This is a genomic window from Vibrio sp. YT-18, assembly GCF_033337345.1.
GTDB classification, from domain to species: Bacteria; Pseudomonadota; Gammaproteobacteria; order Enterobacterales; family Vibrionaceae; genus Vibrio; species Vibrio alginolyticus.
Genome location: NZ_JAWOQO010000007.1, coordinates 17,761 through 41,252 on the forward strand (window position 1 = coordinate 17,761; position 23,492 = coordinate 41,252).

Below are 23,492 nucleotides of genomic sequence, written 5' to 3' on the forward strand. Positions count from 1 at the left end.
TCGGAGAAATGATGAAAGTCATCGAAGCACAGCAAGTCGCGCAATGTTTAACAATGAAGTCTCTTATTGAAACGATGCGTGAAATGTACTCGCGGCCAGCAACAATACCTCAACGCCGAGTCATGCCCTTAGAAGAGGGAGAATACGAGGCGTTTGCGCTACTTCCAGCTTGGAACCAGGAGTTAATTGCGGTGAAAGCTTTTACGTATTTCCCGCATAACCCTGAGCAAGGCAAAGATACGCTTGCATCTAAGCTGCTTGTTTTTAGACGAAACGATGGTGAGCCGCTCGCACTCGTGGACGGTAAAGTTTTAACGTTTTGGCGCACCGCCGCAGCTTCTGCGTTGGCAGCGGACTATTTGGCGCGTCCCGATGCTGATCGTCTGTTGATCTGCGGAACGGGCAATCTTGCGCCTTATTTTGCGTGGGCATACGCTGCGGTTCGCCCACTTAAGCAGGTTTATATTTGGGGGCGTAACTCAGATAAAGCCGAGGCGACGGTAGATGCCATTGTGTCATCTTCAGAGTATCAGTCGCTTCCTGATGAGCGTCGGTTTCGCGTTTCAGTCGTAGAAAAAGTGGACCACGTTATCAAACACGTTGACATCATCAGCTGTATTACTGCATCAGCAGAGCCTTTGTTTAATGGCGCAGACGTGCAGCCGGGCACCCATATTGATTTGGTCGGTAATCATGACTTGGACAAGCGTGAATGCGACTCTAAAGCAGTGCAACGAGCACAGGTGTATGTTGATAGCCGTATTAATGTATTAGCCGAAGCGGGCGATCTTCTCATTCCAATTCAAGAGGGTGTATTCACGTCAGACGATATCAAAGGGGAATTACCGCAGCTTTGCGCCCAACAAATCTCAGTACGTCAAAACGATGAGGTCATTACTTTATACAAATCAGTTGGCAGTGCTTTGGCTGATTTGGCCGCTGTAAAGGCGGTGTTGTTAGAAAATGGCATAGATAGCCATGTCTGAGCATTTTCGCTCGTTCATTTAAATTGCATACAATATACATATAAGGAAAGTAGTTCATGAAAATTGATTGGAAAGGTGTTTATCCGGCGGTCAGTACGCAATTTCGTCAAGATCAGTCAATCGACTTAGACGCAACGCAAACCGTTATAGACAACCAGATTAAAGATGGTGTGAATGGCATTATCTGCTTGGGTACCGTCGGTGAGAACTGCGCGTTGTACCCGGAGGAGAAACGCCAGGTCTTGCAAGCGGCAAAAGAAGTCGTAAATGGCCGTGTGCCTTTGATTGCTGGTACAGCAGAGTCTATTACCTCAGCAGCTGTTGATTACATGCAGGATGCGTACAAAATTGGTATCGATGGTTGTATGGTGATGCCTGCCATGGTTTACCGCACGTCTGAGAGCGAAACGTTCGAATATTACCGCACGCTAGCAGAAGCAACGCCAGAAATGCCAATCATGATTTACAACAACCCGGTTGCTTATGGTGTCGATGTTAACCTCGATATCATGGCGAAACTGGCTGAGTTTGAAAGCATTGTAGCTATCAAAGAGTCGACCACTGATACTCGTCGTATCACTGAGCTTTACAATAAATTTGATGACCGCTTTACCGTGTTCAGCGGTGTTGATGACATCGCTCTTGAATCATTGATGCTAGGTGCGACCGGCTGGATTTCTGGTTTAACCAACGCATTCCCAGAAGAGTCCGTTGCGATTTATAAACTGGCAAGCCAAGGTCGTTATGCTGAAGCGTTAGAGATCTACCGTTGGTTCTTACCGCTACTGCGTTTAGACACCATTCCTACGCTGGTTCAGTGCATAAAATTGGCCGAGCAAGTCTGCGGACGTGGCTCTGAACAAGTTCGTGCGCCACGCCAACTCTTACAAGGTGAAGAGCGTCAACAAGTCATTCAAATGGTTGAACATGCGTTAGAAACCCGCTTAGACCTATCCAAATACAATCTGTAATTGTGCTGTTTAGTAGAGCGTTAACTGACGCTCTACTCATTCGTAATATTCAAAAAATGAGAAGAGGGAAGTCATGAGCACGGAAAATAAGGACTATGTCAGCTTTCAACACGTTAAGAAAACCTACGATGGCACGAATTTGGTGGTGAAAGACTTCAACTTAGATATTGCTCCTGGAGAGTTTGTTACTATGTTGGGGCCGTCAGGATCGGGCAAGACCACTTGCTTGATGATGCTAGCAGGCTTTGAAACTGCGACCGGTGGAGACATTTATATCGATGGCGTTCCTGTCAATCATCTCGCGCCGCACAGGCGCGATATTGGTATGGTGTTTCAAAACTATGCGTTGTTTCCACATATGACCATTGCTGAGAATCTTGCGTTTCCTTTAAAGGTGCGAAAACTCGACAGTGACACGATTCAAAGCAAAGTTCAGAGTGTATTAGAAATGGTCGAGCTTGAGCATGTTGCGACTCGATACCCAAAGCAGTTATCAGGTGGTCAACAACAGCGTGTCGCGTTAGCGCGAGCATTAGTGTTTGAGCCTAAACTCGTGTTGATGGATGAACCACTAGGCGCATTAGATAAGCAGCTGCGCGAGCAAATGCAGATGGAAATTAAACATTTGCATGAAAAGCTTGGCATTACCATTTTGTATGTGACGCACGATCAAGACGAAGCTCTCACTATGTCCGACCGTATTGCGGTTTTTAATCACGGCGAAGTGCAACAACTCGCGACACCAACCGAGCTTTATGAATCTCCGAGTAATACGTTTGTTGCGCAGTTTATCGGAGAAAACAACCAACTCTCAGGTTTAGTCAAAGAGTGGAACGGAAAGTATTGCCAAGTGCTCGTTGGGAAAGAGTTATTTACTGCGAAACCTGTCAGAGTCTCTGAGCAAGGGCAGAGAACAACACTTTCCATTCGACCAGAAAAGATTGTTATTCAACCAGAGAAAGCGTCTTGTGAGAACCAAGTCTCGGGCGTCCTACGAGAATTGATTTATCACGGTGATCATTATCGTTTGGTCGTCGAAGTAGAGAGCGTTGGTCACTTCATCGTTAAAGTACCTAACGATAATCGTAAACACTTGCAGTTAACGCCTGGCTCAATTTGTCGTATTGGTTGGCAAAGTGACGATTGCCATGCTCTTGATGGGACACAAACTCAAAGTAGCGAGGTAGCAGCATGAGTCGAGAGCTAACCGCATTAGATTCTGTATTGGAAATCGAACGCCAAGTTCATCAGCAAGAAACCAATCTGAAAGCGCAGTTGCAAAAGGCCGAGCGCCGAAAAAAGCTTCGCTCCATTATGCTCACGACGCCATTAGTGTGTTTTATTCTGCTTACGTTTGCTTTTCCTATCCTCGACATGCTTTATCGAAGCGTGGATAACCGAGAAATATCCCTGTCACTCCCACAAACTATTCAAGCTTTAGAAAGTTGGGATTATCAAGGTCAGCCTCATCAAGAAGTCATTGAGGCATTCTCTGTTGAGGTACTTGCGCTTTATCAAAGCAAAGAGCTACCGAAAATAGCCAACCGGATGAATATTGAAGAGTCTGGTATGCGCAGCTTACTCATGAAAACCGGCAGAAAGTTGTCTCGGTTGACGTCGCTGCCGATCTCGGTGACACAGCTAGCTAAGCTGGATAAGCGTTGGGCTAATCCTAAATATTGGGCGGCGTTTAAGAATCTTAGTGGCGCATTAACATTCAGTCATTATCTTGCAGCGCTAGACTTGCAAGTGAATGAGTTTGGAGACATTGAGCCCCAACCAGAAAAACGCCAAATATACGTCGACCTTTTCTTTAAAACTTTTTGGATGTCTATTTCAATCACCTTAATTTGTTTGGTGATGGCGTACCCCGTTGCTTACCTGCTTGCCAATTTACCTGATAAGCGCGCGAACTTACTTTTAATTATTGTGCTGCTGCCATTTTGGACATCATTGTTAGTCAGAACCACGTCTTGGATTGTTCTGCTGCAAAACCAAGGGGTCATTAATGATCTCCTTATTTGGTCGGGTTTTACTTCTGAGCGAATTCAGATGATTCACAATACCTTCGGAACGGTGGTGTCTATGGTGCACATTCTGTTGCCTTTTATGATCCTGCCTCTGTATAGCGTAATGAAAGGAATTAGCCCAACTTATTTCCGTGCCGCTCGTTCTCTAGGCGCGACGCCTTTCATTGCGTTCATCAAAGTTTATATGCCGCTTACGTTACCGGGGATAGGTGCGGGGGCCTTGCTTACTTTCATTCTTTCTATTGGTTTCTACATTACGCCCGCTTTGGTTGGTGGAAGAAGCGGACAGATGATCTCCAATATGATTGCCTATCATATGCAGACATCACTGAACTGGGGGATGGCTGGCGCATTGGGTGGACTGCTTTTGTTCGTTGTACTGGTTCTGTTTTATATGTTCAACCGTGTGGTTGGCATTAACAACCTTAAGGTAGGGGGATAACCATGGCATTACCAAACTATGCATCAAAAGTAGAGCGAGTTGCTTACGCAGGTTACTTAGCTTTTTGTGGGGTGGTGCTGTTCTTTTTAATCGCTCCAATTCTGACCATCATCCCGTTATCGTTTAATGCAACGCCTTACTTTACTTTTACCGAGGGGATGTTAAACCTTGACTCGGCAGCGTATTCTACTCGCTGGTATCAAGAAATGTTTACTAGTGATCAGTGGCTGTTGGCGCTGAAAAACAGCACGTTTATTGCTTTTATGGCGACACTCGTTGCAACAGGGCTAGGAACTCTGGCGGCGTTGGGTTTAGCAAGTAGTAACTTGCCTTTTCGCAATACGATTATGGCGCTGTTGATCTCACCCATGATCGTACCAGTCATTATCTCTGCTGCTGCGATGTACTTTTTCTACACACGCTTTGGCTTATCACAAACTTATTTAGGCATCATTTTGGCACACGCTGCGTTAGGTACGCCTTTTGTCGTCATTACCGTTACTGCGACGTTAAGCGGCTTTGACCATAGCTTGGTAAAAGCGGCGGCTAGCTTAGGCGCAAACCCTGTTTATACTTTCAGACACATTACCTTTCCGCTGATTCGTCCGGGGATGATATCTGGCGGCTTGTTTGCTTTTGGCACCTCGTTCGACGAGGTTGTGGTGGCGTTATTCCTGACTGGGGCAGAACAAAAAACCGTTCCGAGGCAGATGTGGTCAGGAATTCGAGAGCAAATTAGTCCGACCATATTGGCGGTCGCTACGTTGTTGATTTTTATGTCGGTGTGTTTGCTCGTGACATTAGAAGTTTTGCGTAGACGTAATGTACGCATTCGAGGCATTCAAGAGTAACCAAACTTTTTCTTTGTTGGTCACTTTGCACTTTTGTTTAGGGGCACCTCAATTTTTGACCAAATGCGCCTCATTGTAGGCGCTTGTCTTTTTTGTGTATCTTCAGCGATGACTGACATATCACTCTGGTAGCTTAATGCCAGCTTGCTCGAAACGTGCCAAAGGCGACTTGTTTGATTGCTGATACCAACTAGCTGGCATGTTTGATTTAAGTCGCGCTTTTTCTTCCTTGCTAATCACAACATAATGCAAAAACGTATCAAGTGTGGTTCCCATCACGTCAAATGTCATTTCCCCATCTTTGCTGATGGCTTTCAATAACCCAACCACGGCTTCCTCAGGGACTAACGGTTCAACCACCGCCTTTTTTCGCTCTTTTATTGATGTTGAAGCGGGCAGTCTTGCACGTGCCGTCTCCCAACAAACTTTGTTGGTTTTACTGACAAGGTTGTGCTTGTAGCAGTAGTAACTGAATAAAAAGCGTGGCAGGTTTTGCCAGCGTTCGGCTTGGACTTCTAACCAAAGATGTTGTAGCTCAATATCAGCGTCGGTCATAGGAGTTGTTTAGCAAAAAGAAAAGAAACCATTTTATCGCTTTTGTGAGGAGCAATAAAAGATATTTGAATGGAAAGATAAACAACTAGTTGATCAATATTACTAAAGCAAATCGATTTCTGGCAAGCTCGTGCAACGGCAACTCGAGTACCAAAAACTGACACCGTCACGTTCAGTTGTTAACAAAATGTTTCATCTTGTCTTGCGAGTAGATTATATGGAGATGCTCTTGCAGTAATAAGGGCAGTGGCGATGCAAAAGACGTAATGCATTTAAGGAAAACTCAATATAGAAGAAATTAGATGGAACTGAAGACTTTGAGTGTCGCGATTGCGACAACATTAACCAGCACTGGCGTATTTGCGTTAAGCGAGCCAGTTTCTCAAGTTACAGAGCAACATGCACATTCGGCTCATACACACGGTGTTGAATCCAATCGAGTTGAATACCAACCAACCGCAACTCTCCCTATTCAGCCCTCCAAGGCAACTCGAGTACAGTCACTTGAAAGCCTTGATGAGTCGAGCACTGCTTGTGATTTGGAAGCATTGGTTACCGAAAGCAGTAACCAATTGATCAGCGAAATTTTAAGTCAGGGCGCGACGTGCGTGAACCAGTTATTCTCTGCTGAAAGTCGGATTCAGGAGTCGGTATTTAGCTCCGATCATATGTACAACATTGCGAAGCGCACTACGACATTGGCGAAGGGGTATACAGGTGGCGGGAGCGATGAACTCGAAACGTTTTTCTTATACTTGCGCGCGGGTTATTACGCCGAGTTTTACAATGACAACATCTCATTTATTGAATGGGTTACCCCAGCGGTGAAAGAATCCGTGGATGCGTTTGTTAATAACGCAAACTTCTATGAGAACAGCGACCGTCACGGCAAAGTGCTTAGTGAAGTCATCATCACTATGGATAGTGCGGGCTTGCAGCACGCGTACTTACCGCAAGTGACCCAGTGGCTTACACGTTGGAATGATCAATACGCCCAGCACTGGTATATGCGCAATGCAGTTAACGGTGTTTTCACTATTTTGTTTGGTGGGCAGTGGAACGAGCAATTTGTGCAAATAATTGGCAACCAAACGGACCTTGCCAAAGCTTTAGGCGATTTTGCTCTGAGGGCATCATCAATCGGTGCTGAAGATGAGTTCATGGCCGCGAATGCGGGGCGAGAGCTCGGGCGTTTGACCAAGTATACGGGTAACGCGAGTTCTGTTGTGAAGAGTCAGCTGAGTCGAATCTTTGAACAGTATGAAATGTATGGTCGGGGTGACGCGGTTTGGCTTGCGGCGGCGGACACTGCCTCATATTACGCAGATTGTAGTGAGTTCGGAATTTGTAATTTCGAAACTGAGCTAAAAGGCTTAGTGCTATCGCAAACTTATACTTGTAGTCCAACAATTCGAATATTGTCCCAGAATATGACGCAAGAGCAACACGCGGCCGCATGTTCTAAAATGGGTTACGAAGAGGGTTACTTTCATCAGTCATTAGAAACTGGTGAACAGCCAGTAAAAGATGACCACAATACTCAGCTCCAAGTCAATATCTTCGATTCAAGCACCGATTATGGTAAGTACGCAGGGCCAATTTTCGATATTAGTACTGACAATGGCGGTATGTACTTGGAAGGCGATCCTTCCCAGCCGGGGAATATTCCCAACTTTATTGCTTATGAAGCCTCTTATGCGAACGCGGATCACTTTGTCTGGAACTTAGAGCACGAATACGTGCATTACTTAGATGGTCGATTTGATCTCTATGGAGGGTTTAGTCATCCAACTGAAAAAATAGTGTGGTGGAGTGAAGGCATTGCAGAGTATGTCGCTCAAGAAAATGACAACCAAGCAGCACTTGAGACGATTTTAGACGGCTCGACATATACCTTAAGTGAGATTTTCGAGACTACTTATGATGGGTTTGATGTCGATCGAATTTATCGTTGGGGGTACTTAGCTGTACGTTTTATGTTTGAAAATCATAAAGATGACGTAAACCAAATGCTGGTGGAAACACGCCAAGGGAATTGGAGCAATTACAAAGCAACGATCACCCAATGGGCGAATTTATATCAAAGTGAGTTTGAGCAGTGGCAGCAAGCCCTTGTCTCAAATGGTGCACCTAATGCAGTCATAACCGCAAACAACAAGGGGAAAGTCGGTGAAAGCATTACATTTAGCAGTGAAAACAGTACAGACCCAAACGGGAAGATCGTCAGCGTCTTATGGGACTTCGGTGATGGCTCGACAAGTACACAAACCAAGCCGACGCACCAATATGGGAGTGAAGGGGAGTATTCGGTCAGTCTAAGTGTGACAGACAGTGAAGGCTTGACGGCAACCGCCACTCATAGTGTTGTTATCTCAACGTTGGGCGGTAATGACACATTGCCACAAGACTGCGCGGTGCAAAGTAAAGTAAGCGGTGGGCGCCTAACAGCAGGAGAGCCTGTTTGCTTGGCAAATCAACAAACCATTTGGCTGAGCGTGCCAGCGGTGAATGAGAGCTCAAATCTGGCGATAACGACGGGGAACGGTATGGGCAACCTAAAGCTTGAATACAGTAACTCTGGTTGGCCGGATGGTGCTAATCTTCACGGGTGGTCAGATAATATTGGTAATGGAGAGTGTATTACGTTGTCAAATCAGAGTAACTACTGGGGCTACGTTAAAGTCTCTGGTGACTTTGAGAATGCCGCCATCGTCGTTGATTTTGATGCTCAGAAGTGTCGTCAGTAGGGCATTTTAACTGCATCATTTTAATTTAATTGATCGCCTCGCTAACATTGCGGGGCGTTTTTGTTTTTCACGCCGTTATCTCTATAAAAAAAACCAGCCCGAAGGCTGGCAAACAAGGAGTTTGAGATGAAAATGAAAACGTTATAAAGCTTGCTGATATCCTATTTCTCAATAAGTTGGGTTGTGCGTTGAAGCCAGTTTTTATCTTGCGTATCAAGAAAAGGGCTAAGTGCTTGATAGACTCGTGAATGGTAATGATTGAGCCAGTCTAGCTCTGCTTGATCTAGCATTGATAAATCAAGGGCGTTGGTCGCAATTGGAGCAAGAGTGATGGTCTCAAAACCGTAAAACGTGCCGAACTCATTTTGTTCTACTTCTACAACTTTAAGAATGTTCTCTATTCTTACCCCGTACTCACCTTCGCGATAAACGCCTGGTTCATTAGTAATGACCATACCCGGTTTTAGCTCAACCTCATGGTGGCTTTGCGAGAAATTTTGTGGGCCTTCGTGAACATTCAAGCAAATGCCCACGCCGTGTCCAGTGCCGCACTTGTAATCAATACCATGTTGCCATAAGACGCCACGCGCCATGATATCAAGATTGGCACCCGTAGAGCCTTTCATGAATCGAGTCTGAGTCAGTCGGATGACCGCTTTGAGCACCAAGGTATAATCTTTGCGCTGCTTAATGGTCGGTGACCCGAAGTGGAAAGTACGGGTGATGTCTGTTGTCCCGCCAAGGTATTGGCCACCAGAATCGACGAGAAAGAAGTTGCTTTCATTGACTGCCGCATTGCTTTCTTCATCGGCGGCATAATGCATTTTTGCCCCGTGAGCTGCGAAGCCTGCGATAGTGCGGAAACTGTCACTCACATAATGTCGGGTTTGACGGCGATAGTGATTCAGTTGTGCCTCAGCAGACAATTCTGTAACGAGTCCGCTTGGAACTTGCTCTTCGAGCCAGTTCATAAACCTTACGATTGCCACACCATCATCTGTTAATGCCTGTTCTAGGCTAGTTAGCTCGGTCGCATTTTTTATGGCCTTCATTGCCGTTACAGGGCAAGCCATTGGCTTTAGATTCACATTCCCTTCAATCGAACTCACCAATAAGCTGTCTGTGTGGGTCGGGTTAAAAGCGAGCGATAATCCCTCACATTGCTGATTCAAATACTGACTTACGTAGTTGTAATGGCGAATGTGTACACTCTGCTCGGTCAGCGCTCTTTCAACGTCTTGAGGCAGTTTGGCTTTATCAATAAACAGTGTCGCAAGTGATTGCTCTACGACTAGATAGGCTTCAGAAACTGGGCAGTAATTCGTATCACCACCTCGAATATTCATTGTCCACATGACATCATCTAGCGTTGACACTAATAAGCTATCTACTTGGTTCTCGGTTAACCAAGAACGGATTCTCGCTAACTTATTTTCAGTGTCAACGCCAGCAAAAGCGGTGGGGTGCTCGAATACGGGTGCACTTGGGCGAGGTGGTCTTTCAAGCCAAATCGGTGTGAGTAAATCCAGGTCGACAATGATCTTAATGTTTTTCGCTTCAAAGGCTTGTTTGAGGCCTTGATAAAAAGCGTAACTGATGGCGCGCCCGTCAACCGCGACAATACTGTTTTCTGGGAGCGTGGTAGCCAGCCATTTGGCAATTGTCGGCGTTTCTGGTTGTTTGGCTTTAAACAGTTCAAGTCCTGTGCCGTGTAACTGTTCTTCAGCTTGAATATAGTAACGACCATCAGTCCACAGGCCACCACCTTGTTGGGTAATGACGACATCGCCTGCTGAGCCGGTAAAACCTGAAATCCAGCTTCGCGCTAACCAATGATCCGCTGAGTATTCACTGTTATGTGGGTCATTGTTGGTCACGATATATGCAGACACGTTGTGAAAGGACATTGCCTCACGCAATAACGTAAGGCGTTGGTTTACTGAGTTAGTATTGTTCATTAAATGGTTCCTAAAGTCATATTTGAGCAATAGATATGATGCTGCTCCGAGCCTGTTTTTATTGGGTTCTGTTGCCCACATACTTCTGTTGCTTCTGGGCATCGAGTACGAAAAACGCAACCGCTCGGTGGATTAAGTGGAGAAGGAAGGTCGCCGGGCAATAGTTGTATTTCACGGTCACGTGCTAATTGCGGATTAGCTATCGGGACAGCAGATAACAGTGCTTTGGTGTAGGGGTGTTGTGCATCATCAAATACTTGATCGTAACGTCCTACTTCCATAGGTTTACCAAGATACATCACCATAACGCGGTCGCTGATATGGCGCACCACGCTTAAGTCATGCGCAATCATCACCAGTGTTAACCCCATTTCTTGTTTAAGATCATCTAGAAGATTGATGACCTGAGCTTGTATGGAGACATCTAGTGCACTAACGGGTTCATCACACACGACCAAATCTGGATTGAGAATTAACGCTCTAGCAATGCCCACACGCTGGCATTGACCTCCGGAAAATTCATGTGGATAGCGGTTTCGCTGGCTCGCCAAGAGACCCACTTTATCCATCATAGCGATGACACGCTTTTCTACCTCTGCCCGTTTAAGCTTTGGCTCGTGGGTGAGCAGTGGTTCGGCGATGCATTCTGAGATGGTTAACCTCGGATTCAAACAAGCGGATGGGTCTTGAAACACCATCTGAAATTCTCTGCGTCGAGAGGAAAGCTCTTTTTTACTAAACCCGAGCATGTCTTGACCTTTCCAAGTCAACTCGCCATGTGTAGGTTCAATTAAGCGAAGTAAGGCGCGAGCAAGTGTTGATTTTCCGCAGCCTGATTCCCCCACAATGCCAAGTGTCTCACCTCGGTAAACATCTAAGTCGATACCATTGACCGCTTTCACGATTTTACGTCGACTTGGAATAAGATGACGTGAAACAGGAAAGTGGACGTTTAAATCACGAGCAGACATGAGGACTTCTTTTTTATTCATAACGCCTCCTTAAGCTTTTATTTGAATGGGAGTGATAACACTGGGTGCTTTAACGTGACAGGCAATGGACTGGCTCGTGTTTAATGGAGAAAACCGTGGGGTTTCGTATTGGCAACGCGTCTCTCGATGCTCGCACCGCTCTTTAAACGGACACCCTTGATGGTTAATCAACGCACTTGGTGGGTTACCTGGGATGGTTGGTAAACGCGGCATATCTTCAGTGATGGAAGGAATCGCCTTTAGCAGGCCTTGAGTGTAGGGGTGCGCAGGTTGAGCGAACAATGTCTCGGTATCTGATTGCTCCATTTTTTGACCACCATACATGACCAATACGCGATCACACATCTCGGCGACGACGCCCATATCGTGAGTGATCAGTAAAATAGCCGTATTGAACTCTTGTTGTAAGTCTCGTAATAGCGTCAAAATTTGAGCTTGAACGGTTACATCTAACGCGGTGGTTGGTTCGTCTGCAATTAACAACTCGGGCTTACACAACAAGGCCATCGCTATCATGATTCGCTGACGCATTCCGCCAGATAATTCGTGAGGGTATTGATTCATCCTAGTTTCGGGAGAGGGAATACGCACCGCATCCAACATGTGAATCGATTCAATTTTTGCTTGTTTTCGGGTCATTCCTTTATGAATCATGAGAACTTCACAAAGCTGTTTGCCAATTTTCATAAATGGGTTGAGTGACGTCATCGGATCTTGAAAGATCATTCCGATTTTCTCTGCACGGATGCGGTTGAGCTGCTTTTTAGACATCGCGAGTAAATCATCACCGTGGAACATTGCGCTTCCAGACACGGCGCCGTTATCCGCGGTTAACCCCATTAATGCGAAAACAGACTGGCTTTTTCCCGAACCTGATTCCCCAACAATCCCAAGAGTTTCGCCCGCTTTAATCGAGTAGGAGAGATTACTGACCGCTTGCACTTGCCCATCTGGCGTATCGAAGCGCACGTTCATGTTTTCAATAGATAGCATGGGTTTGTCCTTATCGGTCTTTCGGGTCAAGAGCATCACGCAAGCCATCGCCGATGAAGTTAAAACAAAAGAGGGTGGCAACTAAAAACAGAGAGGGAAAAAGCAGCATCCACAATGCAACGTCAATCGTTTTTGCGCCTTCGGAAATTAGGATTCCCCAGCTCGTGTCTGGTGGTTGAACACCAAGCCCTAAGAAGCTCAAAAACGATTCGAACATAATGAATCCTGGTACCATTAAGGAGGAATAAACCATCACGATCCCAAGCACATTAGGCAGAACATGGCGTCGGACAATTGTCAATTTAGAAACCCCAATAGAGTGTGCGGCTTCGATGAACTCTCGCTTTTTTAGACCGAAGGTGACACCACGTACAACACGGGCAATGCCCAGCCAAGATACCATTCCGATCACGATAAAAATCAGGTAGATGTTGTTGCCAAAAAGGGTAACAAACAGGATAACCATAAACATAAATGGCACCGAATCGAGCACCTCAATAATGCGCATCATTACGCTATCGACAACGCCGCCAAGATAGCCGGAAATACTTCCCCAAATCGTACCAATAACAACGGCGACTAAGGCGCCAACAAAACCTACCAAAATAGAGAGCCTGCCACCTTGCATCGTGCGAGCGAAGACATCTTGCCCGAGATCATCGGTACCAAAGTAATGGCCACTGCTCAGTGAAGGTTTCCCTAGCTCGTATGGATCGATGAGCACTTCCCAGTCAATTTCATCATGGCCAAAAGCGGCAAGAGAGGGGCCGAAAGTGATGCATAAGGTAATGAAAGCCAAAACATACACTGATGTCATCGCGGCTCTGTTTTTACGAAATCGAGTCCATGCATCCTGCCAAAGACTGCGACCTTCGACGGCTTCAATATTGTCGACGACTTGATCTTGAAGAGCTTGTGTATCCAGTTTTTTGATCGTTAACATACCGGACTCCTAAACGCGTATACGAGGGTCGATAATCGTATATAGCAAGTCGACCACAAGGTTAAAGAAGATAGTGAGTGAAGCGACAATCAGAGTAATGCCCATTACTAGGCCGTAGTCGCGGTTGAGAGCCCCAGACACAAAGTGTTGTCCCATGCCACCTGTACCAAAGAAAATGTCGATAATTACCGAGCCTGTCACGACAGACACAAACGCAGGGCCGAGCATCGCAACGACGGGAATCAGGGATGGTCGCAAAGCGTGATGGAATAAAATGTAGGTTGTGGACAAACCTTTGGCCTTTGCCGTTCGAATGTATGGTTGGTTGAGTGTTTCAATCATTGCGCCACGCATGACGCGTGCAATACTCGCAATGGAGCCAATCGCCAGGCTGAGCACGGGAAGAACAAGAAAAGCCAGCTTTCCTCCTTCCCAACCACCAGCAGGGAACCAGCCGAGCTGAATAGCGAAGAGCATGACTAAAACTGGAGCAAGCACGAAAGCCGGAACTACAACTCCAGTCATCGAAAGTGTCATCAGGCCGTAATCTAGGCGGCTATTTCGGTTCAATGCCGCAATGGTGCCAAGCAACATGCCAAGTGGAACGGAAATGCAAAAGGAGAGTACGCCTAATACTGCTGAAACTGGCCATGATTGTGCGACGAGCTGTGTAACACTGAAGTCTTGATAAACGAAGCTCGGACCGAGATCTCCTTGTATGAAATTACCAATGTAAATCCAAAACTGAGTAAGGAAGGGCTGGTCCAAATGGAATTTTGCTTCGATATTCGCACGTACCACCTCTGGCATAGGCCGTTCCATATCAAATGGCCCCCCTGGTGCAATGTGCATCAGCCAAAATGATACGAGTGCGATGAATAGAAGCGTGGGGATAGCGATAGCTAATCGCTTAACAATGTACCAAATCATGATCCATCATCCTTTGGTCGTCCGAAATCACTTCGAACGGTTATGAATAAAAAAATGGCCTGAGCTCAGGTTGCCTTCTCCACCGAGAGATATGAGGAACGACAAGTAAACATTGAACTTGCCGACTCAGACCGAAAACATGCTTTTAGTGGGCTTTCACATAGACATTCTTGCGGTAGTACGACGACTCAGGGTTTGTCAGTTCGTAGCCGCCCACATAAGGCTTGATGAGGTATTGATCGTTACCCGGACGATAAATAGGAATAATGGCCATGTCTTCAATCAGCATGCTTTCTGCTTGTAAATACAGTTCTGATGGGTTGCTCATGGTCTTTGAGCGAGCCATTAACTCGTCGTATTGCGGGTTGTTATAACGAGAATCGTTGTACTCGCCACTAGAAACGAAGATATCCAACCATGTAGAGGCTTCATTGTAGTCGGCCGTCCAGCCGCCGCGAGTAATGTCGGTCGGCTCTTTAAGTGCGTAGAACACTTTCGGTTCTAGCTGTTTTATCGTGACTTGCGCACCCAATCGGCTTTTCCACATGCCTGCCATGGTGGTTGCCATTTTTACGTCCATCGAGAAAGTTGGTACGGTAAACGTTAACTTAAGCGGATTGCTTTTATCGTATCCAGCTTCTGACAGTAATTGCTGCGCTTTTTCGATACGTTTATGGCGGTTCCAAGTTGCGAACTCAGGAGTGTGAGATTTAAAACCATCTGTTTGAGGTGGCACAAGGGTATACATTGGAACCCCACCGTTTCTCAAAATAGCACTCGTTAACAGTTGACGGTCAATGGCATATGAGAGGGCTTTACGAACCCGCACGTCTTTTGTTGGCCCTTGTTGAGTGTTGAGGTAATAGAATGTGGAGCCAAGAGACGCACTGGTGCTTGCCACTTCTTGTGGGCGTTGTTGAATTAACTTTTTCTTCTGAGCGGCAGGAATGGAAACCGCTTGGTCTATCTCACCAGCTAGGTAGCGGTTTAGCACTACGTTTGCATCACCAATTGGTAGCCAGGTGACTTTTTCCAGCACTACATTGCTTGCGTCCCAATAATGTGGATTTTTAACCATCACCAGTTTTTCGTTAACTTTCCATTCAGAGACAGTAAACGCACCATTTGTAACGATATGCTCAGGCTGGGTCCAACGGTTGCCATGTTTTTCAATGGTCGCTTTATGAACGGGGGCAAGCACTGGATGACTTAATAGTTTCGTAAAGAAGGGAATAGGCTCTTCGAGTGTTACCTGGAACGTTTTTTCATCCAGCGCCTTCACGCCCAAGGACTCGGGTGCGGCGTCGCCTTTCATAATGGCTTGCGAGTTTTCGATATTTGGAATGGCCGCAAACCAAGCGTAGGGTGAAGCAGTGCTTGGATTCAGTAAGCGTTGCCAGCTGTAGACAAAATCTTGTGCAGTGACCGTTTCGCCATTTGACCATTTTGCATCACGTAAGTGGAAGGTATAAACCGTATTGTTGTCATTGACTGACCAAGACTCAGCAACACCAGGAATGGTTTTACCTTGCTTATCTTGAATGACCAGACCTTCAAACAGGTCTCGACCGAGATTGAAAGCGGGCTCTGCGGCTTGCTTGGCTGGGTCAATAGAAGTAACTTCAGCCCCATTGTTTAGCGTAATTTCTTGTATCTCATCGAGGGTCACACTTACGGGATACGGCGCGGCATAGCTTGATGTTGCCAGTATTGGACTCATCATCGACGCTAATAAAAGCAACTTAGGTAATTTCATCCTTGTCTCACTCTTTTCATCCTGAAAGATGCCAAAAATGTATATTGTATAAATTGTCTACACAATCGAGTTTTAACATTACTGTAACAGGGTGTCAGGTATTGAGCTGTCTGGTCTCAAAAAGTGAGCTAGGGGAATTTCTTTGAAGATCTGATATCAAGTTGGCATGACGGGAAGTAATTTTGCTTCGATACAAATTAAAATCCCCTTCAAGCACAGGCTAGAAGGGGAAGATAGTCAGTCTGCTCTTCAAAAGGCACGACGTTAACTGACTAGGAAATGTTTCACGAACTCAGTGATTTTGACCATATCACTTACCGCGATAAACTCTTCTGTCGTGTGTACTTTTGCCATGCCAGTTGAAAGATTGACCGTTGTGAGACCTTTCTTGTTAAAGTTGTTGGCATCGCTACCGCCGCCAGTGCCTTTTGTGAAGGCGTCAATTCCCAACTCTGAAAACGCTGCTTTTATAGCGTTTACGTGCGGGTGGTTTTCTTCAATAACAAAAGCGTCGTAGGCTCGGCTAGATTCAATGTCGACTTCTGCACCGTGTTTTTCACAGACAGACTCTAATGTTGAGATCATATGATTGACCTGAGCATCTAGTTTATCGCCATTCAGGGAGCGTGCTTCTGCCACGATTTTTAATTCAGGCATAACAATGTTTGTGGCCTGACCGCCATTCACTATACCGATGTTGGCTGTCGTTTCTTCGTCGATGCGAAGCAGCTTCATTTGGTTGATGGCATCTGCCGCCACCATGATCGCACTGATGCCTTCTTCTGGCGCAAGCCCTGCATGTGCTGGTCGACCTTTGATTGTTGCCACGATTTTTTGCTGGCCTGGGGCTGCGGTCACAATAGTGCCAATAGGGCCACCCGTATCTAACACGATTGCTTCCGTTGAAGTGACGTGTGACATATCGAAGTATTGTGAACCGAATAAACCGCCTTCTTCATACACGGTGAAAGCAAGTTCTAACGTTTTGTGCTCAAGGTTTTCCGCTTGAATACAACGAACGGCTTCCATGATGGCAGCAATACCAGATTTATCATCGCCACCAAGAATCGTATTGCCTTTTGAACGGATAACGCCGTCTTCGATGATTGGCTCAATGCCAATGCCCGGTGTGACTGTATCCATATGACAGCTCATTAGGATAGAGCCGTCTTTTTTGCCGTCTAAACGGGCGTACACGTTAAAGCCGTTAGAAATGTGCTTAGGTACTGGAAGCTTGTGCACGGTAAAGCCTAGGTCGCCTAGCTGCTCTGCCAGTGTTTCTGCAATTTGTTTTTCGTTTGTTGATTCGCTATCGATACGTACCAGTTGGCAAAAATGTTCAACTAAGCGTTCTTGATTGATGTGTGTCATTAGAAGTCTCTTTTTCTGATCGAGCGTGAAGCCTTGTGGCTCGGCTCGATAGGGAACAGAGCACCACTTATGGCACAGTTACTTTTAAATAAAACTGAGGTGAATCAATAAAGGGGTATCCATGACACGATTCTGACCGATGAGCCTTTCGAACTGTATGAAGCGTCACGAAACATTACTTTTGATGTTTTGCAGGAGCAAATGAATAAATCGGATAGAGATAGGGTGCAATAGATTTTCCATACCCTTTTACTTTTTGAGTTACGTTGCCAAGATAAAATGCCAAGATAAAATGCCAAGGTAACAACTTGTTTACATTTTGTGTGTTGGCGTAAAGCCGAAAATATCAATCTAATATATTGAAAATAAGCAGTTTGTTTGATGTTTACGAAAGTGGGTTCGACGCGCCTCCTGTGTGTAACATATATTTTACAATTATGCGTAAAAATCGCCAAGATAAAGATTTCTCCCCACGTATTCCAATTTCTCAAGACCTGCGCCAAGTTAGAAAAATAAGTCCAAACAAAAGCTACTGAGACAAGGAGAAAGTCATGGTTGATGCATATAACCCACTAGGAACAGACGGATTTGAGTTTGTTGAATATACCGCTGCTGACAACAAAGGCATTCAACAGCTTAAAGATCTGTTTATATCGTTAGGTTTTGCGGAAATTGCAAAGCATCGCTCAAAAGAAGCGTGGTTATATCGACAAGGTGACATTAGCTTTATTGTGAATGCGCAGCCGCATAGCCAAGCTGAGGGATTCGCCAAAGTTCACGGTCCGTCAGTTTGTGGCATGGCATTTCGTGTGAAAGACGCCACCGTTGCTCTGGCGCATGCGTTAGAGAATGGCGGTAAAGAATATAAAACGGAAATTGGGCCGATGGAGCTTAGCATTCCTGCTATTTATGGCATCGGTGAAAGCTTGCTTTATTTTGTCGACCGTTATGGAAAGCAGAGTATTTATGATGTCGATTTTCGTTTTTATGATGATGCTGATGAGCGTTTATCAAAAGCGAATGTTGGTCTTTACGAAATCGACCACTTAACGCACAACGTTAAGCAGGGCAACATGGATGTCTGGTCAGGTTTCTATGAGCGCATTGGTAACTTCCGCGAAATTCGTTATTTCGATATCGAAGGTAAGCTGACTGGTCTTGTCAGCCGTGCGATGACCGCACCTTGCGGCAAAATCCGAATTCCTATCAATGAGTCGTCAGATGATAAATCGCAGATTGAAGAGTTTATCCGTGAATACAATGGCGAAGGTATTCAACACATCGCATTGACCACAGACGACATCTACGAAACGGTCAAAACATTGCGTGAGCGCGGCATGGACTTTATGCCAACGCCAGATACTTACTACGAGAAAGTCGATCAGCGTGTTGAAGGCCATGGTGAAGATGTAAGCAAGCTTCGTGATTTGCAGATTCTTATTGATGGTGCGCCAACGAAAGATGGCATCTTGCTACAAATCTTTACTCAAACCGTTATCGGCCCTGTGTTCTTCGAAATCATCCAACGTAAAGGCAATGAAGGCTTTGGCGAGGGTAACTTTAAAGCGTTGTTTGAATCGATAGAAGAAGACCAAATTCGACGAGGAGTATTGAGCGATGCATAAATGGATCACATTCCCTCACCGGGAGGGAGTGTGCTCTAAACAAGCGCATGCTGACTTCCCGGAAGAGGCAATTTATGAACGTGAGGCAGGTCGAAGTGGCTTCTTCGGCCCCGCAACACATTTTCATCATCAACATGCCCCAACGGGGTGGTCTGAGTGGGAAGGCGAGCTACGTCCACGAGCATTTGATTTTAATCTAGTCGAGAAAGCCAGCCATATTACCCCTTGGGCAGTCCCGCATCTATTACACAACGCGAATTGTAAAGTTCGTGTTTGGCGTATGGATGAAAAAATGGACTTCTTGGTGAGAAACGCGGATGGCGACGAACTGCTATTCATCCACCAAGGTACGGCAGATCTCTACTGTGATTATGGTCATTTGAAAGTGAGTGAAGGGGATTATGTCATGATCCCGCGCTCAACGAGCTGGCGTTTAGAACCAAGCGAGCCGATGTTCATTCTGATGATTGAAAACACCGATGCGGCCTATACATTGCCCGAAAAAGGCATGGTTGGAAACCACGCGGTGTTTGATCCAGCGGTTTTAGAAACGCCGTCGATCAACGATCAGTTCCGTGCTCAATATTCTGAGAATCAAACACAGGTTCAGGTGAAACGCCACGATAAAGTCAGTGTTATCACTTACCCATTCAACCCGCTGGATGCGATTGGGTGGCATGGTGATTTGGCGGTAGTAAAAGTGAACTGGCGTGATATTCGTCCACTTATGTCACATCGTTACCATTTACCGCCTTCTGCACATACTACATTTGTAGGATCAGGATTTGTGGTGTGCACCTTCGTTCCTCGTCCAATTGAAAGTGATCCTGGAGCGCTCAAAGTACCGTTCTACCACAACAATGACGATTATGACGAAGTCTTGTTCTACCATGCAGGTGACTTCTTTAGTCGTGACAACATTGAAGCGGGTATGGTGACATTCCATCCAGCAGGTTTTACACATGGCCCTCACCCGAAAGCTTTCAAGGCAGGGCGAGAGCATAAGAAGACTTTTGCCGACGAAGTCGCGGTCATGATTGATACGCGTCACGCACTTCAGTTTTCGGATGAGCTGGAAAAAGTAGAAAACAAAGAATACGTCTATAGCTGGCAAGAGAAGTAAGAGGCAAGGATGAAATTAGCAACCAAGAAAAATGGCACTCGTGACGGTTTGTTGATGGTCGTGAGCAAAGACTTAACGCGCTGCGTACCTGCGACAGAAATTTTCCACCCTATGAACTTAGCACCGACGATGCAGGTGGCGCTTGATAACTGGGATACGCTAGCACCACAACTGGAAGAGCTATACGTTGCACTGAACAATGGCACGGTTGCAGGGTATGAAGAGTTTGAAGCGCACTACTGTGAGTCGCCGCTTCCTCGCGCTTATCAGTGGGCTGATGGCAGTGCTTACGTAAACCACGTTGAGTTGGTTCGAAAAGCTCGCGGCGCTGAAATGCCAGAGAGTTTTTGGACCGATCCGTTGATGTACCAAGGAGGCTCTGATGCCTTTATTGGACCTTGTGACAACATCGAGTTTGCGAGTGATGAATGGGGTATTGATTTCGAAGGTGAAGTGGCTGTGGTAACTGGTGACGTACCAATGGGCGCGAGTGTTGCAGAGGCTCAGGAGTCGATTCGTTTGATCATGCTGGTGAATGATGTCTCACTGCGTGGGCTAATTCCCGCAGAATTAGCTAAAGGGTTTGGTTTTTTCCAATCTAAACCTTCTTCTGCGTTTTCTCCTGTGGCAGTAACACCAGACGAACTAGGCGATGCGTGGTACGAAAACAAAGTGCATTTACCATTGGTCTCGACCTACAACCACAAGCCGTTTGGTCGCCCGAATGCAGGTATCGATATGACGTTTGATTTCGCAGACTTAATTATTCACGCGACTAAAACGCGCCCGCTATCTGCTGGGGCGATTATAGGCTCAGGTACGGTATCCAACAAGCAGGGAACGGAACATGGCACTTCTATTGAAGAAGGTGGCGTTGGCTATTCATGTATCGCGGAAGTTCGCATGATTGAAACCATTCGTGATGGTAAGCCGTCGACTAACTTCATGTCGTTTGGAGATTCAATCAGATTGGAAATGTTCGATGCGGATGGCAACAACATATTCGGCTCGATTGACCAACAAGTTAGCCAATATCTCAAGCACTAACAATGCTGGTTGGGAGACGATATGAGCGATAGCATGATTTTATACGGATACTGGCGATCATCGGCGGCGTATCGTGTGCGTATTTGCTTGAATCTTAAAGAGTTATCGTATGATTCAAAATCGGTACACTTGGTGCGCAATGGTGGCGAACAACACAGTGACGAGTACCATGAGTTAAACGCTTCTGAACTGGTTCCTTTGCTGGTGGATGGGGAGGTTCAGTTAACCCAGTCACTGGCGATCATTCAATACTTAGAAGAACACTACCCGGATGTCACTGTGATCCCCGAGCAAACGCCGCTTCGATACCAAGCGCTAGCTTTGGCTCAGGATATTGCAATGGAGATTCATCCCCTGAATAACTTAAGAGTTCTACAGTATTTAGAGGGGGAGCTAGCTTGCGAACCAGAGCGCAAAGTCGCTTGGATTCATCACTGGATCCACAAAGGTTTTACAGCATTAGAAGAGAAACTTCAGAAGCATCGTAAACTAAATGGTGATTGCAAGTTTAGCCTGACAAGCTCGCCATCTATTGTCGATATTTGTCTGGTACCACAATTTTATAACGCACAACGCTTTGGTGTAGATACCTCTCTTTATCCAACCATTAACGCTGTTGTGCAGTCATGCAATCAACTGCCAGCTTTTATTGATGCGATGCCAGAGAATCAGCCAGACGCTAATAGTTGATTCTTAGCATACATAATGTATTAACAAAATTTAAACGAGCCAATCCAAGTGTGTGATTGGCTCGTTTTTATTGGTGAGCAAAATTTTCTGTTTCTCGCTATCGTCGTGGCGCCTCAAAATTGCGAGGTTTTGTTGCTCTGCATAACATTTCCATTTACGCTTTGAGCAACGAGTTGTTTTGGATGCACTTTATTTATGACCAACATTTTTATCATTGTTGTTCTTCTGGTTTTATTCTTCTTTGTTATTCAAAAGTACGTGATTAAGCACGATGACACGCGTGATTATCCTTATCGCTCGAAAGGCCCTCTGCTCAGAGGTCAAGAGGGTGCGTTCTATAATGCGTTAAGAGCGGCGGTAGGGGAGCATGCCGTAGTATTCGCGAAAGTAAACATGTCCAGTTTGGTTACGCCAAAAGAAATCAAAAATAAGAAGCAGTTTTTTGTCGCGAACAACCGTATATCTCGAAGCTATTTTGATTACGTTATTTGTGACCCAAGGACACTAGAGCCGCGCGTTATCGTTGAATTGGATAATGGGCAGGAGCTAAACAAGGGTAAGATAGAAAGACAAAAGTTATTGATTCATGTTTGTAAGACGGCCAACCTGCCTTTAATTGGCGCTTCGATAAAGCACAGTTATCAAGTTGGGCGATTACGTCGTTTGCTTGCGGCACACATTGATTTGATTGAGCCCGATAAAGAAGTGCGTTTTTGTAAAAAATGCGGCAGTCCGATGATCATTAAAACCGCAAGCCAAGGTGAGTTCAAAGGGAGACGTTTCTTTACTTGTAGCCGTCAGCCGAATTGTACATACACCGAAAATTATAACGTTGTGTTTGAGGCGGACGACTAAACACGACAATTAACCAGCAGAAACAAGGGGCTTTGATTAGAGATGATCAAAGCCTTTTTTGTATCAGTCATCAAGGCAGGGCCTATACTTTGAAAAAGAGGGCAGAATAGGGCAGCCATATGCGATACGGATGGATTTTATCGGCGTTGTTCATCGCATCGAATGTTAGTGCGATACCTAATTTGAAACCACTGGAGTGTGAATTGACAGAGACACCCCAAGATCATTTCTTGTTTTACCGAGAGCAAATGGTTTACCACAGTGAGCAGTTTGTCATATTTCAAAACTTCAAAGGCAGGGTGAGCACTCAAGTAGACGTCAAAACAGGAGAGTTGATCCGTACAACCTATATCGGCGAACCATTTAAACCTAAATATCAGATTTTGTTCGGCACTTGCCCTAAGGTATCGCAAACCTTACAGATTTGGATGCTCAGTGAAGTGCCTTACGACAATTAAGTGAGATAATAAAAGTTATATAGATCACACTTTTAAACCCTGCAGGCTCAGTCCTTGTCGATAAAATCATCTGAAAACGCGTGTTGAGTTTACATTTTCGCCAAACGGTTCAAAGTTGGTAAATTTGTGCTTGCACCGTCGTTCGCTTATAGCTAATATCCTCGTCGTT

General features: G+C 45.6%; 20 protein-coding genes. 12 read left to right on the forward strand and 8 right to left on the reverse strand.

Annotated elements, in window-relative coordinates; genetic code table 11:
• Window positions 1–11: 11 nt before the first annotated feature.
• From R7M72_RS11210 to R7M72_RS11230, 5 genes are all read left to right on the forward strand, one after another.
• Entirely contained in the window at window positions 12–986 is a 975-nt protein-coding gene (locus tag R7M72_RS11210) for an ornithine cyclodeaminase family protein (RefSeq protein WP_054577903.1), read from the forward strand.
• A 56-nt stretch (window positions 987–1,042) separates the two neighbouring features.
• Window positions 1,043–1,957: a dihydrodipicolinate synthase family protein gene (locus R7M72_RS11215; RefSeq protein WP_318056181.1), complete on the forward strand. Its 915-nt coding sequence runs from the start codon at window positions 1,043–1,045 to the stop codon at window positions 1,955–1,957.
• A gap of 73 nt (window positions 1,958–2,030) precedes the next feature.
• Entirely contained in the window at window positions 2,031–3,152 is a 1,122-nt protein-coding gene (locus R7M72_RS11220) for an ABC transporter ATP-binding protein (RefSeq protein WP_318056182.1), read from the forward strand.
• Window positions 3,149–4,429: an ABC transporter permease gene (locus R7M72_RS11225; RefSeq protein WP_258669505.1), complete on the forward strand. Its 1,281-nt coding sequence runs from the start codon at window positions 3,149–3,151 to the stop codon at window positions 4,427–4,429. Before R7M72_RS11220 ends, R7M72_RS11225 begins: the two co-directional genes overlap by 4 nt.
• Before the next feature lie 2 nt (window positions 4,430–4,431).
• On the forward strand, window positions 4,432–5,280 hold the full coding sequence (locus R7M72_RS11230) for an ABC transporter permease (protein WP_171344739.1): 849 nt from the start codon (window positions 4,432–4,434) through the stop codon (window positions 5,278–5,280).
• Window positions 5,281–5,400: 120 nt separating this feature from the next.
• Here R7M72_RS11230 and R7M72_RS11235 read toward each other — a convergent pair whose 3' ends face one another.
• Window positions 5,401–5,835 (reverse strand): hypothetical protein, encoded by a 435-nt coding sequence (locus R7M72_RS11235; RefSeq protein WP_017820898.1) that lies wholly within the window; start codon window positions 5,833–5,835, stop codon window positions 5,401–5,403.
• A 302-nt stretch (window positions 5,836–6,137) separates the two neighbouring features.
• Here R7M72_RS11235 and R7M72_RS11240 point away from each other — a divergent pair, with 302 nt between their 5' ends.
• On the forward strand, window positions 6,138–8,582 hold the full coding sequence (locus tag R7M72_RS11240; protein WP_017820899.1) for a collagenase: 2,445 nt from the start codon (window positions 6,138–6,140) through the stop codon (window positions 8,580–8,582).
• A gap of 161 nt (window positions 8,583–8,743) precedes the next feature.
• Here the strand turns inward: R7M72_RS11240 and R7M72_RS11245 are convergent, their stop codons facing one another.
• The 7 genes from R7M72_RS11245 to R7M72_RS11275 form a co-directional block, all read right to left on the reverse strand.
• The gene (locus R7M72_RS11245; RefSeq protein ID WP_318056183.1) at window positions 8,744–10,540 is read right to left on the reverse strand and encodes an aminopeptidase P family protein; all 1,797 of its coding nucleotides are present in this window, start codon (window positions 10,538–10,540) and stop codon (window positions 8,744–8,746) included.
• Window positions 10,540–11,532 (reverse strand): ABC transporter ATP-binding protein, encoded by a 993-nt coding sequence (locus tag R7M72_RS11250; RefSeq protein ID WP_017633963.1) that lies wholly within the window; start codon window positions 11,530–11,532, stop codon window positions 10,540–10,542. Before R7M72_RS11250 ends, R7M72_RS11245 begins: the two co-directional genes overlap by 1 nt.
• A gap of 9 nt (window positions 11,533–11,541) precedes the next feature.
• The gene (locus R7M72_RS11255) at window positions 11,542–12,525 is read right to left on the reverse strand and encodes an ABC transporter ATP-binding protein (protein WP_017820901.1); all 984 of its coding nucleotides are present in this window, start codon (window positions 12,523–12,525) and stop codon (window positions 11,542–11,544) included.
• 10 nt (window positions 12,526–12,535) lie between these two features.
• Entirely contained in the window at window positions 12,536–13,468 is a 933-nt protein-coding gene (locus tag R7M72_RS11260) for an ABC transporter permease subunit (RefSeq protein ID WP_005377839.1), read from the reverse strand.
• A gap of 9 nt (window positions 13,469–13,477) precedes the next feature.
• Window positions 13,478–14,398 (reverse strand): oligopeptide ABC transporter permease OppB, encoded by a 921-nt coding sequence (gene oppB, locus R7M72_RS11265; RefSeq protein ID WP_193837423.1) that lies wholly within the window; start codon window positions 14,396–14,398, stop codon window positions 13,478–13,480.
• Between the two features lie 145 nt (window positions 14,399–14,543).
• Window positions 14,544–16,154: a peptide ABC transporter substrate-binding protein gene (locus R7M72_RS11270; RefSeq protein ID WP_318056184.1), complete on the reverse strand. Its 1,611-nt coding sequence runs from the start codon at window positions 16,152–16,154 to the stop codon at window positions 14,544–14,546.
• Between the two features lie 264 nt (window positions 16,155–16,418).
• The gene (locus R7M72_RS11275; protein WP_017820903.1) at window positions 16,419–17,525 is read right to left on the reverse strand and encodes a M20/M25/M40 family metallo-hydrolase; all 1,107 of its coding nucleotides are present in this window, start codon (window positions 17,523–17,525) and stop codon (window positions 16,419–16,421) included.
• Window positions 17,526–18,076: 551 nt separating this feature from the next.
• On the opposite strand from R7M72_RS11275, the gene hppD reads away from it, so the two are divergent.
• The 6 genes from hppD (at window position 18,077) to R7M72_RS11305 (ending at window position 23,323) form a co-directional block, all read left to right on the forward strand.
• Window positions 18,077–19,150: a 4-hydroxyphenylpyruvate dioxygenase gene (gene hppD, locus R7M72_RS11280; protein WP_005377835.1), complete on the forward strand. Its 1,074-nt coding sequence runs from the start codon at window positions 18,077–18,079 to the stop codon at window positions 19,148–19,150.
• On the forward strand, window positions 19,143–20,273 hold the full coding sequence (locus tag R7M72_RS11285) for a homogentisate 1,2-dioxygenase (protein WP_017633969.1): 1,131 nt from the start codon (window positions 19,143–19,145) through the stop codon (window positions 20,271–20,273). The genes hppD and R7M72_RS11285 overlap by 8 nt, the downstream gene beginning before the upstream one ends.
• A gap of 9 nt (window positions 20,274–20,282) precedes the next feature.
• A complete protein-coding gene (locus R7M72_RS11290) occupies window positions 20,283–21,320 on the forward strand; it encodes a fumarylacetoacetate hydrolase family protein (protein ID WP_005377833.1) in 1,038 nt (345 codons plus the stop codon).
• A 21-nt stretch (window positions 21,321–21,341) separates the two neighbouring features.
• A complete protein-coding gene (gene maiA, locus R7M72_RS11295; protein WP_005377832.1) occupies window positions 21,342–22,010 on the forward strand; it encodes a maleylacetoacetate isomerase in 669 nt (222 codons plus the stop codon).
• A gap of 195 nt (window positions 22,011–22,205) precedes the next feature.
• Window positions 22,206–22,865, forward strand: a complete 660-nt coding sequence (locus R7M72_RS11300) for a DUF2726 domain-containing protein (protein WP_005377831.1) — start codon at window positions 22,206–22,208, stop codon at window positions 22,863–22,865.
• A 119-nt stretch (window positions 22,866–22,984) separates the two neighbouring features.
• Window positions 22,985–23,323: a hypothetical protein gene (locus R7M72_RS11305; RefSeq protein ID WP_005377830.1), complete on the forward strand. Its 339-nt coding sequence runs from the start codon at window positions 22,985–22,987 to the stop codon at window positions 23,321–23,323.
• Window positions 23,324–23,492 lie beyond the last annotated feature (169 nt).

Coding starts and splice junctions, on each gene's coding strand:
- R7M72_RS11215 (WP_318056181.1), top strand. CDS start 1,043: ATGAAAATTGATTGGAAAGGTGTTTATCCGGCGGTCAGTACGCAATTT.
- R7M72_RS11275 (WP_017820903.1), bottom strand. CDS start 17,525: ATGACACACATCAATCAAGAACGCTTAGTTGAACATTTTTGCCAACTG.
- R7M72_RS11245 (WP_318056183.1), bottom strand. CDS start 10,540: ATGAACAATACTAACTCAGTAAACCAACGCCTTACGTTATTGCGTGAG.
- R7M72_RS11235 (WP_017820898.1), bottom strand. CDS start 5,835: ATGACCGACGCTGATATTGAGCTACAACATCTTTGGTTAGAAGTCCAA.
- maiA (WP_005377832.1), top strand. CDS start 21,342: ATGAGCGATAGCATGATTTTATACGGATACTGGCGATCATCGGCGGCG.
- R7M72_RS11260 (WP_005377839.1), bottom strand. CDS start 13,468: ATGTTAACGATCAAAAAACTGGATACACAAGCTCTTCAAGATCAAGTC.
- R7M72_RS11290 (WP_005377833.1), top strand. CDS start 20,283: ATGAAATTAGCAACCAAGAAAAATGGCACTCGTGACGGTTTGTTGATG.
- R7M72_RS11220 (WP_318056182.1), top strand. CDS start 2,031: ATGAGCACGGAAAATAAGGACTATGTCAGCTTTCAACACGTTAAGAAA.
- R7M72_RS11270 (WP_318056184.1), bottom strand. CDS start 16,154: ATGAAATTACCTAAGTTGCTTTTATTAGCGTCGATGATGAGTCCAATA.
- hppD (WP_005377835.1), top strand. CDS start 18,077: ATGGTTGATGCATATAACCCACTAGGAACAGACGGATTTGAGTTTGTT.
- R7M72_RS11225 (WP_258669505.1), top strand. CDS start 3,149: ATGAGTCGAGAGCTAACCGCATTAGATTCTGTATTGGAAATCGAACGC.
- R7M72_RS11285 (WP_017633969.1), top strand. CDS start 19,143: ATGCATAAATGGATCACATTCCCTCACCGGGAGGGAGTGTGCTCTAAA.
- R7M72_RS11300 (WP_005377831.1), top strand. CDS start 22,206: ATGACCAACATTTTTATCATTGTTGTTCTTCTGGTTTTATTCTTCTTT.
- R7M72_RS11305 (WP_005377830.1), top strand. CDS start 22,985: ATGCGATACGGATGGATTTTATCGGCGTTGTTCATCGCATCGAATGTT.
- R7M72_RS11255 (WP_017820901.1), bottom strand. CDS start 12,525: ATGCTATCTATTGAAAACATGAACGTGCGCTTCGATACGCCAGATGGG.
- oppB (WP_193837423.1), bottom strand. CDS start 14,398: ATGATTTGGTACATTGTTAAGCGATTAGCTATCGCTATCCCCACGCTT.
- R7M72_RS11240 (WP_017820899.1), top strand. CDS start 6,138: ATGGAACTGAAGACTTTGAGTGTCGCGATTGCGACAACATTAACCAGC.
- R7M72_RS11250 (WP_017633963.1), bottom strand. CDS start 11,532: ATGAATAAAAAAGAAGTCCTCATGTCTGCTCGTGATTTAAACGTCCAC.
- R7M72_RS11230 (WP_171344739.1), top strand. CDS start 4,432: ATGGCATTACCAAACTATGCATCAAAAGTAGAGCGAGTTGCTTACGCA.
- R7M72_RS11210 (WP_054577903.1), top strand. CDS start 12: ATGAAAGTCATCGAAGCACAGCAAGTCGCGCAATGTTTAACAATGAAG.